Origin of the sequence: Achromobacter sp. UMC46 (assembly GCF_014170335.1) — a bacterium.
Lineage (GTDB): Bacteria > Pseudomonadota > Gammaproteobacteria > Burkholderiales > Burkholderiaceae_B > Achromobacter.
In genome coordinates this window covers 123,290-136,168 of sequence record NZ_LZZS01000026.1, presented here as the reverse complement: position 1 = coordinate 136,168, position 12,879 = coordinate 123,290, and the positions used below count along the sequence as shown (strand labels likewise).

Here is a 12,879-nt window from a genome sequence, read left to right as displayed (position 1 = left end):
CCGGGCAGGGGGGACGGATGTTCAGTCCGTCTTCCAGCCCCATTTCTTGAAGATCGCCTTGCCGTCGGCCGAGGCCAGATAATCCACGAAGGCCTGCGCCTGCGGATTGCCCTTGCCCTGTCTGGTCACAACCGCGCCGGCATCGCGATAGATGCGGTACGGCTCTTCGATGTCCACCACGCTGGCCAGCGTGGGGTTCGACACCTGCCAGATATTCCAGATCAACCAGGCGTCGATGCTCTTGTCTTCGGTCCACTGGGTGCGCGCCATGGCGCTATTGGCGGCTTCAGGCAGGACGAGGTTGGCGCGGAAGGCGCGCACGGTCCCGATATCGCCCAGGCGGCCGGCCACGTCTTCCCACAGGCCGGTCTGCCCGGCGCCGGACACGGCCATCACCTTGATGCCCGGCTTCAGCAGGTCTTTGAAACCGCTGATGCCCTTCGGGTTGCCGGGGCGCACCAGGATCGCCGACGGGCGCAGGTACAGCGTGCGGGCGTCACGCAGGTCGAACACGCCGGGCAGGGCGCTGGCGAAGCCGCTCATCATGTTCTCGGCGCCGCTGAACAGCACATCGGCGTCCTGCTTGGCCTTGTCGGCCCAGGCGGGCGTGGGACCGGCCGTGACGTTGACGGTGATGCCATGCGTCTTGCCGAATGCCGCGGCGGCTTCCTTCATGGCGGGCGCCGGGCCACCGGGGCCGTACACATTCAGGTCTTGCGCGGCCCATGCGGGGGCGGCGGCCAGGCAGGCCATGGCGAGCATGCCGCCGGCGAATGTTCTGAACGACTTCATATCCTTCACCTTCATTCAAGTGTCTTCCATCAACGCCGATATGCGGCGCGCCAATGGGATAGACGCCTCCCCGCACGCGAATATTCCGCTTGTACCGACTGTTACGCGGTGCCGCCATGCGATGCGGGCTTTAGAATTCGACCTTGCAGATTAGAAATGGGGCCAACGCCCCGTATTCGCAGAGAGACATCGATGGATAAGCGACAAGACCTGGAACCGCCGGCGATCCAGGAAGGCGCGGCGCACGCCGCAGGGTTGAACACGCCCGACGCCATCGCCATCGCGATCGAAGCGGACCCGACGCTGGGCTACGCGTCCATCCAGAATGCGGTCCCCGTCGTGCGGTCCCTGCGTTTGACCAACCGCACGCAGCAGGCCTTCGATAACGTCGAAGTCCAACTCCGCTGCAATCCGCCGTTCGCGCAGACGGTCAAGCTGCGCTTCGACAAGCTGGCCCCCGGTGAAATCCGCCGCGTCTCGCCGCTGGATCTGGCGCCGGATCATGCGTATGTGGCCGACCTGCAAGAGGCCGTGCGCGCCAGCATCGATGTCGCCGTGCAGGCGGGGGCGCAGGAACTGGGCCGCGCGTCGCAGCCCATCACCGTGCTGGCCTATGACCAGTGGGCCGGCACGCGGGCCTTGCCCGAACTGCTGGCCGCGTTCTCGATGCCCAATAATCCGGCGGTGGACGTGCTGATCGGCAAGGCGTCCCGCCTGCTGCGCGCGCAGTACGCCGATCTGCAGATGAACGGCTACCAGTCCAAGAGCCGCGACGTGGTCTGGAAGCAGGTGTCGGCCATCTACAGCACTCTGGCCGCCGAGTCACTGCATTATGCCGAGCCGCCTGCGTCCTTCGGCGTGGACGGCCAGAAGATCCGCACGCCGGACCGCATCATGGAGGCCCGCGTGGCCACCTGCCTGGATCTGGCGATGCTGTTCTCGTCCTGCCTGGAGCAGGCGGGGCTGCGCCCCGTCATCCTGATGAAGGACGGCCATGCCTGGGTGGGCGTCTGGCTGCACCAGGCCTGCTTCGCGGACCCGTTGACCGACGATGTGCAGGCAGTGCGCAAGCGCGTGGACAGCGGCGAATTCCTGGTTTTTGAAACCACCGGCATCGCCCAGCACCCGAACTTCCGCCCGTCCTTGCGCCTTGCGCTGGAGCAGGGCGCTGCCCACCTGCGCGAAGAGGACACCTTCCGCTACGCCATCGACGTGCACCGCGCACGGGAATTGCAGATCAAGCCGCTGCCGTCCCGCGTCGCGCCGGCGGTGCCTGGCGACGACCACGAGGTGGAACGCCCCGCCGCCATCGAACCCACGCCCGATCTGCCGCCGCTGGATCCGGAGTTCGTCATCAGCCTGGAACCCGCCGACGACACGCCGGAGGGCCGCCTGGCCAAGTGGAAGTCGCGGCTGCTGGACCTGACGTTGCGCAACCGCTTGCTGAATTTCAAGCTGACCAAGTCCACGCTGCCGCTGGTCGTGCCCGACCTGGCCCGCCTGGAAGACGCCATCGTCGACGGCAGCGAATTCCGCATCCGCCCCTTGCCCGCCGCGCTGATGGACGGCGACGACCCGCGCATGGCCGACGTGCATCAAGGCCGGGGCGGCCGCGCGCCGCTGGACGACATGGCCCTGGAGGCGCTGGGTAACAAGGAATTGATCGCCCGCGTCGCGCAAGACGCGCTGGACGCGAACCTGCTGGCCATTTTCGGCGCGGCGCGCACCGGCCTGGAAGAGGGCGGCGCCAACACGCTGTACCTGGCGATGGGCATGCTGCGCTGGACGGAAAGCCCCGGCGCGGAAAGCGCCCATCTGGCGCCGTTGATCCTGGTGCCGGTATCGTTGCAGCGCCAATCCGTGCGCAGCGGCTTCCGTCTGGTCCGCCACGACGACGAGACCATCATCAACCCCACGTTGCTGCAAATGCTGCGCAACAACTACGAACTGCGCATCCCGGGCCTGGACATCCTGCCCGCCGACGACAAGGGCGTGGACGTGGCCCGCGTGCTGCAGGCGTTCCGCCTGGCCGTGCGCGAGATCGCGGGCTGGGAAGTGCTGGAGCAGGTGCATCTGGGCATCTTCTCGTTCACCAAGTATTTGATGTGGAAGGACCTGCAGGACCGCACCGAACAGTTGAAGGCCAACCGCGTCGTGCTGCACCTGATCGACCATCCGGGGCAGGCCTTTGCGAAGGAGCCCCTGGACGCGCGCTTCGACCGGCTGGACGAGAGCTACAAGCCCGAGGATCTGCTGACTCCGCTGCTGTCCGATTCGTCGCAGCTGAAAGCCATCTGCGCCGTCGACGCCGGCCGCGATCTGGTGCTGGAAGGCCCGCCGGGCACCGGCAAGAGCCAGACCATCACCAACCTGATCGCCCACCTGCTGGCGCGCGGCAAGACCGTACTGTTTGTGTCCGAGAAAATGGCCGCGCTGGAGGTCGTGCATCGCCGCTTGGCCAATATCGGCCTGGGCCCGTTCTGCCTGGAACTGCATTCGTCCAAGGCGCGCAAGGCGGAAGTGCTGCAACAGCTGGGCAAGGCGCTGGACCACAGCGGCCAACGCACCGGCGACGATTGGGCACGCGAGGCCGAGCGCCTGGCCGTGCTGCGCCATGACCTGAACGGGCTGGTCGACGCGTTGCATCACGAACACCCCAATGGCCTGACGGTGTACGACGCCATCGGCACGTGCATCCAGAACGCGGAGCGCGAGCCTTCGCCGATGTCGTGGCCGGACGGGCAGGCGCACGAGCGCAAGGACCTGGCGCAATTGCGCGAGACCGCCCGGCGCATGGCGACCCTGTCCGGTGAACTGGGCACCCTGCACGGCCACCCGCTGGCGCACATCGGCATGGCCGAATGGAGCCCCAGTTGGCAGGACGCGCTGCTGGCGGCGGCGCAGGCGCTGGATCAGGCGGTGGCCGGGTTCCAGCAACAGGTCGTCGCGGCGGGCGAAGGCCTGGGCGTGCCGGCGGCCGGGCTGAGCCTGGACGCCTACGCCAAGCTGGACGCGTTGATGGACGTGCTGCTGGCCGCGCCGCACGTGCCGGCCGGATTGGCCGCGCAGGCGCATGATCCGGCTGCGCGCTCCCAGGTGCAGGCCCTGGCGCGCCACGGGTTGGCGCGCAATGCCCATTGGGGGCAAGTGGGCACGCAATGGAACGCGCAACTGGCGCAGCTGGATGCCAATGCGCTGAAGGCCGAATGGCTGTCCGCGTGTTCGGCATGGTGGCCGAAGTCGATATTCGCCAAAGGCGGCATCCGCAAGCGCCTGGCCGCATACCGCACGGATGCCCAGCGCCCGGATGAGGCGGCGATCGGCGCGGTGCTGGCGCCCTTGGCGTCGGTCAACGCCGAAGACCGGGAACTGGCCGTTTTGAAAGCCGATGCCCAGCGCCTGCTGCAAGAGGCCTACACGGGCCTCGACACCGATTGGGAGCAGGTCCAGCGCCACGAGCAATGGGCGCAGCGCTTTGCAGAAGTCGTCACGCGGGTCGCGGGCGACCCGGCCGCCGCGGCGGATCTGCGCACGCGGCTGCAACCGCTGGTGGGCGAGAACCGCGCGTTCCTGCAGCCGGACGCGGCGTTGGGCAAGCGCCTGCTGGACGCCCGCAACACGTGGCGCGCGTTACGGGACAGGCTGGCCGAGGCCGACGCGCTGGCAAAGCCCACCGAGCCGTTGGCGGGCGCCGCGGACGCCAACGGCGCGCTGGAACGCATCCAGTCCGTCCTGGCCGGTTGGCGCCACAACAAGCAGTTCCTGATGCCCTGGTGCGTGTGGCGCGATGCCCGCGAACAGGCCGTCGGCGCGCAATTGCAAGGGCTGGTCGCATCGCTGGAGCAAGGGCGGGTGCCGTTGGAGCAGGTCGAATCCCATTTCGAATTCAGCTACCGCAATTGGTGGGTGAAGAAAGTCATCGACCATTCGCCCGTGCTGCGCTCTTTCTCCAGCGCCGACCACGAACGCAAGATCCGCGAATTCCGCGACGCCGACGACCGGTTCCAGAAGCTGACGTCGGCGTATATCGCCGCCGTGCTGGCCGGCAAGGTGCCCGCGGGCAACGGCATCCTGGTCAGCCCCGACAGCGAACTGGGGCTGCTGCGCCGCGAATTGCAGAAGAAGGCCCGCCACGTCCCCGTGCGGCAGCTGATGCAGCGCCTGCCGTCGTTGTTGCCGAAACTGAAGCCCTGCCTGCTGATGTCGCCCTTGTCCGTGGCGCAATACCTGGACGCCGGCCATTCGCAGTTCGACGTCGTCGTTTTCGACGAAGCGTCGCAGATTCCGGTGTGGGATTCCGTCGGCGCGATCGCGCGCGGCCAGCAACTGGTGGTGGTGGGCGACACCAAGCAACTGCCGCCCACCAGCTTCTTCAGCAAATCCGCGCCGGAGGAGGACGGCTCGGGCGACGACGGCCAGGTCGAAGACCTGGAGAGCATCCTGGACGAGTGCCTGGGCGCCGACATGAACCGCCTGCGCCTGCAATGGCACTACCGCAGCAAGCACGAAAGCCTGATCACCTTCAGCAACGTCACCTACTACGACTCGCAGCTGATCACGTTCCCGTCGCCCGTCACCGATGACGTGGCCGTGCGCCTGGAGAAGGTTTCCGGCGTTTACGACCGGGGCGGCAGCCGCACCAACCGCCGCGAAGCCGAAGCCATCGTGCAAGGCATCGAACAGCACTATCTGGACAAGTCGCGCCGCCGCCAGACGCTGGGCGTGGTTACGTTCAACCAGCCCCAGCAGTCGCTGATCGAAACGCTGCTGGACGCCCGCCGCCGTGCGAACGCCGACCTGGACAAGGCGATTTCCGCCCAGTCCCGCGAGCCGCTCTTCATCAAGAACCTGGAGAACGTGCAGGGCGACGAGCGCGACGTCATCTACTTTTCGATCACCTTCGGCCCGGATGCGGCTGGCAAGATGACGATGAACTTCGGGCCGCTGAATGGCGAAGGCGGACATCGCCGCCTGAACGTCGCGATTTCGCGGGCGCGGGAAGGCGTGGTGATCTACAGCACCCTGATGCCCGAGCAGATCGACCTGTCGCGCGTGCGGGCCACGGGCGTGCGGGACTTGAAGCACTATCTGGAATTCGCGTTGAAGGGGCCGCGCGCGCTGGTCGAGCAGTCGCTGCCGACCGGGCGTGAACCGGACAGCCCGTTCGAGACGCAAGTCATCAAGGTGCTGCGCAATCATGGCTGGACCGTGCACCCGCAAGTCGGATGTTCGGGATACCGGATCGACATGGGCGTGGTGGATCCGCGCGCGCCGGGTCGGTATCTGATGGGGATCGAATGCGACGGCCGCGCCTATCATTCCGGCGCCACGGCGCGCGACCGGGACCGCCTGCGGCAGGTGGTGCTGGAAGGCTTGGGATGGCGCCTGCATCGGGTCTGGTCGACCGACTGGTGGATCAACCCCGAGCGGGAAGTCGAGAAGATCCTGGCCCGATTGAAAGCGGAACTGGAGCGTCAGCCCGAGGAAGCACCAGAAGCGGAAGCGGAAATAGAAGCGGAAGCGACGCAGGACGTGGTCCAGGCGGGCGCGCCGGACGGCGGCCGCGCGGTGGCGTTCGAAATCACGACGGAAGAGGGGGCGTGGGCGGGCGGCAACGGCGCGTCGGCGGCGGCCGGCATCGCGGGCGGCGTACCGGTGTATCCGCTGGCAGACCTGGAAGGCGGCGATGCCGAGGCGTTCTACAGCCGCGCCAACAACAGCCAGGTGGCCGAGCAGTTGCGCGTCGTGATCGATACCGAAGGCCCGATCGCCGAAACCGTGCTGCATCGTAAGGTCGCGCGGGCGTGGGGCCTGGAGCGCACGGGCGTCAGGATCGTCGAGCGGCTGCGCACCTTGACGCCGATGGACGTGGGGCAGACCGAGGAAGGGCAAGCCACCTTCTATTGGCCCGCGGACGTGAAGCCTGAAGACTGGAAGGGCTTTCGCGGCGCCGGCGACGATGACGCCACCCGCCGCCGGATTGACGACGTGTGCATCCAGGAACTGGCCAACGGCGTCATGCATGTCTTGGCCATGGCCGGCAACGCGCCCAAGGCGGACGTGATCAAGTCGGTGTGCCGGATGCTGGGGATGGCGCGGACCTTGGCGGATGCGGAAAGCCGGGTCGGCCTGGCCGTGTCGGCGCTTGTGCGGCAAGGCGCGGTGCGGGAAGAGGCGGGGATGCTGCGGACGGGATAGCGGACGGCCTGCGAGGCAGGGACGCCCACGATGCCGGCGCCGGGCGCCGGCGTAAGGTGTCAGACTGTAAACGCCCGCGCGTCGTCAGCGGTCGGTCAGGGATAACCCTGATTTCAGCGTTTGCAGGAGGGGGGCGGCGCTTTAAGGCACCGCCTGGGCCGCCTTTCTGCAGCCGCTTATCCAGCAAGATTTGGAAACGCTCTGAAAGCCGGTCAGCCGAATTCGTCCACACTGTGTACGTAGAATCCCGCTTTTCATCAGTGCCATCCGGCTTACAGGAACGAACCATGAAAAAAATAATCCTCCTTGCGTCCGCATGCGCCGCGCTGCTTCAGGCTTGCGCTCCGGTTACCCCGCCCAGCGAAGGATCGTCCTCCATGCCCACTTCTGCCGCCACGTCGCCCGCCAGCCAATTGACCCTGCCCGCGTACTACTGGCGCCTGACATCCGCCAGCGACGCGTCGGGCAAGCCGATCGCCGCGCTGCAAAAAGGCATCGAGCATCAGCTGCGCCTGACGTTCGCGAATGACGCTCTGAATATCCGTGGCGGCTGCAACGCGCAATTCGGCGGGTACACCTACAAGAACGGCGTGCTGCACGTGAGCAACCTGGCGTCCACGATGAAGGCTTGCGAACAGAGCCTGATGCAGCTGGACGCGGAGATCAATCAGCGTGTGAAGGGCGACTTGCGCGCGACCTTGTCCGGCGACACCGCCGAACCCGCCTTGGAACTGGTCGCGCAGGACGGCAGCGTCCTGACGTTCGTCGGCGAGCCGACGCCCGAGACGCTGTACGGCAGCGCCGGGGAAACCCTATTCCTGGAAGTGGCCGCGAAGAAGGCGGAATGCAGCCACCCGATGATTCCGAACTACCAGTGCCTGATGGTGCGCGAACGCCGTTATAACGACGCGGGCGTGCAGCAGCCGGCGCAGGAAAAGTGGCATCCGCTGTATCAGTCGATCGAAGGCTTCGCGCACAAGGACGGCGTGCGCACCGTGCTGCGCGTGAAGCGCTACGACTGGAAGAACCCGCCCGCCGATGCGCCGTCCAAGGTGTACGTGCTGGACATGGTGGTGGAGCAGGACGCGTCGGGGAAGTAAAAATGATCGACGCCGGATAAGGGCGTCCAGTGCAGGGCGCCAGTGCGCAGTTCGGGGATGAGCTGTGCACTGGCGTTTTTTTTGTCACTCATGGCATCTAGTCATCTAGATGTAATTGCGCCGGGATATCTTTTCCGTTATCTGCCGCCTGCGAGGCCATCCCATGCTGACCCTGCTCTATATCGAAAGCCTGTTCGCCAACCATGGCGCCGCCTACTACGGCGGGGAACGCATCAGCCAGACCGAGCATGCGCTGCAATGCGCGCAGCTTGCCGAGCAGGCCGGGGAGTCCGAAGCGGTGACCGTGGCCGCGTTGCTGCACGACCTTGGCCATCTCATGCTTGCGGAAAGCATCACCACCGACATGCGCCACCAGGAAGTGGGCGCCAACGCGCTGGCCGAGTTGTTCGGCGACGACGTGACCGCGCCGGTGCGCCTGCATGTGGCGGCCAAGCGCTATCTGGGCGCGATCGACCCGGCCTATCTGGACACGTTATCGCCCGTGTCGGTGCACAGCCTGGAGCTGCAGGGCGGGGTGTTCACGCCGGAGCAGGCAGAGGCGTTTGCCGCGCAACCGCACGCGCTGGAGGCGGTGCGGTTGCGCCGCTATGACGACTTGGCGAAAGTGGTGGGCTTGCGCACGCCGCCGCTTGCGCACTATGTCGGGATGGCCCGACGTTGCTTGCGGGCGGCCTGAGCCCGCCCTCGCCCCGCAGCCAAATCCCGGTCAGGTCCGGGGTGCCGTCCGCCTTCCGCGCGCCCGCAGGTCTTCGCGCACTGCGACGTAACCGCGATAGCGGGCGAAATCGTTTTTGGCGAATGCCAGATACAGGCCTGTCGCCATCATGAAGGCGCTGAAAACGGCCACGTACAGCAGGCGGTCGGGAGCGTCTTGCAGCAGCCCGAGTCCAAGGTACAGGTTGAGGGCGCCGAACCCCAGCAGCAGCGCCATCAGGATCCAGCGGGCCCATGCGCTGCCGCGGTACAGCCACGCCAGCAGAAGCGCGGGCAACAACAGCTTCTTCGCAGCCGAAAAATCGCCTTGCAGCAAGGACACGATTTCGTAGCCCAAGGCAGCCAGCGTGCCGGCCAGGACGATAAACCAGAAGCGCCGTTCGCTGGGCCGCCGGCGTTCGGAAGGTCGGGTGCCGGGAAGGGTACTTTGGGACATGCAATCTCCTTTAATGAATGAAAGAGGCCGGGCCGCGATATGGTCCTGACATCGCGGCTCGGTGCCGGTTAGTCGTTCCGTCTTCTCAATTCCCCGAGGGCCGCAGCGTCAGCGTGTCCGCGCGTTCGCTATCCACCTTGGCCCGGCTGAACGCCATGGGGAAGTAGTTGCCCGTGGCCCAGTCCTTGAGCAGATCCTGGTAGTGCGGACTGCGCGGGTCGGCCGATTGCCCGGGCACGTTCTGGACGCGCGAGTTGTCCCAGTCCGCCACGTCGATCACCTGGCGGTACGACGACCCGCTGATCTGCCGGAAATCGCTCTTGCGGAACGTGGCGCGATGCACCGTGTCGTTGTCGCCGCTCACCGGATAGCGCGGCGTGCCGTAGGCGCGGGCGGTGTCAGGCGGCAGCAGGCTGGCCAGGCTGTGCTCGAACTGGATGTGATGCAGCTTGCCCCATTGCCATTGCGTCGAATCGGGACCCAGCTTGGCGCGCAGTTTCTGCACGCCATCGGCCAGCGCCTGCAGCAGCAGCGCGTCCCGGCCTTGTTCCGGCCGGGGGCCGAAGGCGGCGTCGGGGGTCGCCAGCTTCTCCAGCGTCTTGCGGGTAGACAGTTCGCCGAAGGCCGCGCGCCCGTTCGCCGGCACGTAGAGATCCGTCACGCGCTTGACCACTTCAGGCAGCCAGAAGGCGTAGACCGAGGCGGCCCGCGACTCGGTCTCCATGCGGGAATCCCAATCCTTCAGCAGACCCAACGCGTCATTCAATGCGGGGTCGGCGGCGTTCAGGGACTTGGCGTAGCCCATCAGCGTGCGAGCCGGGATCGAGAGGTTGTCGTATTGCAGATCCTGCGATTGCTGCACCGTCAGCCCTTTGCCTTCGGCCAGCACTTCCCGGATGCGCTGGACGCGGTAGGGTTCGGCCCAGGTGCGCGCCGACATGTCCTTGTAGGGGAAGTCGGCAGGCAGGTTGTACTCGTTGGCCGTTGCCACGTAGCCTTCGGGCGGGTTGTAGGCGCGGGGCAGCGCGCTGCCCGGCAGGATGCCGCGCCATTCGAAATCGCCGTTGCCGGGCACCGGCAACATGCCCGACCAATCGCCGCGCGGACGAATCGGCGCGATGCTGCCGCCGAACCAGCCGATATTGCCGTCCACGTCGGCGTACACCATGTTTTCGCTGGGCGTGTAGTGCTTTTCCATGGCGGCGACGAACTCGTTCCAGTTCTGCGCCTGGTTCAGGCGCAGGCTGGCCAGATAGGCCGCCGTGCCGGGGTATTCCAGATAGGCGGCGCGCAAGGCGTAGGCTTTGTGGCGGATCCGGTCTTCTTGGATCACCGGGCCGTGGCGCGTGAACTTCAGGTTGCGCACGGCGGGCGCGGCGCCTCGCACCGGGATGGACTCGTCGACCTGGCGCATCTTTTCCCAGCGGCCCTGGTAGCGGTATTCGTCGGGATTGGCCGGGTTGGTGTCATAGACGTAAAGATCCTCTTCGTCGCCGAATGCGAAGATCGTCAGGCCGAATGCGATGCGGTCGTTGTGGCCCATGGAAACGCCCGGCAATGCGGGTTCTCCGGCGCCGATCACGTTCCAGCCCGGCGCGTTCAGATGCACCATGTAGCGCAGCGACGGCATGGTGATCGACCGGTGCGGGTCGCCCGCCAGGATGGGTTTGCCGGTGGCGGTGTGCTGGCCGCCCAACGTCCAGTTGTTGCTTTCATAGCGGGTCGCCATCGGATCGAAATCCGGGTCCAGCGACGCCAGCCTGCCTTCCGACAATGCGCTGGCAAGCGTTGCGCGCTGATCGGCCGCAAGCGGACTGCGCGGGAAATCGGCCGCGACGAATTTCTGGCCATCGCGCGCCAAGGCGTAATTGGCCAGGACGGTCTTGTCGATGGCGCGCACATCCAGCCCCGCCGGCACCTGCAAGGCCAAAGGCGGCTCGAACGTGCTTAATCCCTGCACGTTGTTCACCCCCAAGGCGGCGACCTGCTGCGCCATCTTCACTTCTTCGTTGAGGTTGCGCGTCAGCGCGTAGATGCGGATCAGCGAGGTCTCCGGGCTCCAGTAACCCGGTTCGGTGCCGGTCAGTTTGAACTCCGGCGGCAATTGCTCGGGGTTGGCCTTGACCCAATTCACGTAGGCATTGATGCCATTGGCGAACGCGGTCAGGATGGCGCGGCCTTCGGGGTGGTAACTGGCGAACTCGGCCTGCATGTCGCCGCGGAAGAGGAACAGGCGCGCGGCGCGGTCCTGCTCGATGAAGCGCGGGCCGAACTGTTCGGCCATCTTGCCTTCGCCCTGGCGGCGCCACAGGTCCAGCTGCCACAAGCGGTCTCGCGCGGCGCTGAAACCCTGGGCGAAGAACAGGTCGTTCTGGTTCTGCGCATAGATGTGCGACACGCCGTGTTTGTCCCTGACGATCTCCACGGGCTGGGACAGCCCCGCCATACTGATCGTGTCCTTCTTGCCGCCGGGCGCGGCGCAGCCGGCCACCACGACAATCAGCCCGCTCGCCAGCAATGCGGCGATCCTGCGATAAAGAATACGCATGGCTCCTCCTCCGGTTTATTGCTTTTGTATATGCCTGAAAGTCCCGGAGCGTCGCGCTGCCGGACGACCCCGCAAGCAAGCGATACAACTAAATCAGGCGGGGCGAAAGAGGTGTTTCTTTTAATGAAATTTGAGTGGGCTTGTAACGCCGGACCGGTCGGGTGAACGCATGGACGAATCCGGCAACCAAGCCTCCGGGGCGGCTCCTGCCCCGAAAGGCCGCTGCGGGACCCCGTCAGCGGCCTTGCAGTCTGATACTTTTATCAGGATGGCAGCGTACCTTGAGGCCGGCGTTTCTTGCGCCGGTCACGTCAGCATTGCCAGGGCCTCGTCCAACGAAAGCACCGTCGTGCGCGACTCGAATGCCGTCGCGAAAAGGCGTTCGTGCACGACTTCGTCGGGGTCGTAGCAGCATTCCTTGACCGTCAGCAGGCGGAAGTCGGCGTCGCTGGCATACGCCACCGACGACAGCACGACGCCGGTCGAGGCGATGCCCGCCATCATCAGCGTATCGACGCCCTGCGCCGACAGCCGGACCTGTAGATCGGTGCCGAAGAACACGCTGGCGCGATGCGCGATGATGAGCGGTTCGCTGGCTTGTCGGTTGAGTCCGGGCGAGAGCGTGTCGTCCACAAACAGTCCTAGCTGCTTGATGCCTTGCCCATTCTTGTTCAACGGACTGACTTCGGGGTAGCCGGGACTGAACCGGATGTTGGCGAAAAAGACGCTGATGCCCCTGTGCCGGGCCGCATCGCACAAGCGGCGCGTGTTGGCGAGCAAGGCGGGGGCCACCGAGGGAAAGAGTTCCAGGATGTCGGTCTGGTAATGCATGACCAGCAGCGCGGTGCTCGCAGGGTCGATTGCCGGGAGCCGGGTGCTTGAGCTTTGCGCTGCGGCGACATTTCCCGTGCCCGGCCGCAGGGGCTTCGGATCGGCGTTTGCAGGTTCCATGGATGGCGGCATGGCAGGTTCGGCGTTGAGAACGACGAATGAATCTACCATGGCCGTCTTGATGCGGGGAATCCAGATGATAATCAGCGCTGCTGGCCCCCATTTGCGCGGGCGGACGC

Annotated in this window: 7 protein-coding genes; 3 read left to right on the top strand and 4 right to left on the bottom strand. The window is 66.0% G+C overall.

Features of this window, described 5'->3' with window-relative positions; all coding sequences use genetic code 11:
* Positions 1–21: 21 nt before the first annotated feature.
* Positions 22–792 (bottom strand): substrate-binding domain-containing protein, encoded by a 771-nt coding sequence (locus A9973_RS18915; RefSeq protein ID WP_183015240.1) that lies wholly within the window; start codon positions 790–792, stop codon positions 22–24.
* Positions 793–984: 192 nt separating this feature from the next.
* Between A9973_RS18915 and A9973_RS18910 the strand changes: the two genes are divergently transcribed.
* The 3 genes from A9973_RS18910 to A9973_RS18900 all read left to right on the top strand — a co-directional run bounded on the left by A9973_RS18910 (position 985) and on the right by A9973_RS18900 (position 8,787).
* Positions 985–6,990, top strand: coding sequence for a DUF3320 domain-containing protein (locus tag A9973_RS18910; protein ID WP_183015239.1), 6,006 nt, complete (start codon positions 985–987; stop codon positions 6,988–6,990).
* Positions 6,991–7,367: 377 nt separating this feature from the next.
* Positions 7,368–8,090, top strand: coding sequence for an META and DUF4377 domain-containing protein (locus A9973_RS18905; RefSeq protein ID WP_255469215.1), 723 nt, complete (start codon positions 7,368–7,370; stop codon positions 8,088–8,090).
* Between the two features lie 163 nt (positions 8,091–8,253).
* Positions 8,254–8,787 (top strand): phosphonate degradation HD-domain oxygenase, encoded by a 534-nt coding sequence (locus tag A9973_RS18900; RefSeq protein ID WP_183015237.1) that lies wholly within the window; start codon positions 8,254–8,256, stop codon positions 8,785–8,787.
* Between the two features lie 30 nt (positions 8,788–8,817).
* Here the strand turns inward: A9973_RS18900 and A9973_RS18895 are convergent, their stop codons facing one another.
* From A9973_RS18895 to A9973_RS18885, 3 genes are all read right to left on the bottom strand, one after another.
* Entirely contained in the window at positions 8,818–9,261 is a 444-nt protein-coding gene (locus tag A9973_RS18895) for a hypothetical protein (protein ID WP_183015236.1), read from the bottom strand.
* 85 nt (positions 9,262–9,346) lie between these two features.
* Complete coding sequence (locus A9973_RS18890) at positions 9,347–11,809, bottom strand: penicillin acylase family protein (RefSeq protein WP_183015235.1); 2,463 nt, start codon at positions 11,807–11,809, stop codon at positions 9,347–9,349.
* A 306-nt stretch (positions 11,810–12,115) separates the two neighbouring features.
* Positions 12,116–12,760 carry a cysteine hydrolase family protein gene (locus A9973_RS18885; protein WP_183015383.1) on the bottom strand — a complete coding sequence of 215 codons (645 nt, stop codon included), beginning with the start codon at positions 12,758–12,760 and terminating at the stop codon, positions 12,116–12,118.
* Positions 12,761–12,879: the final 119 nt, after the last annotated feature.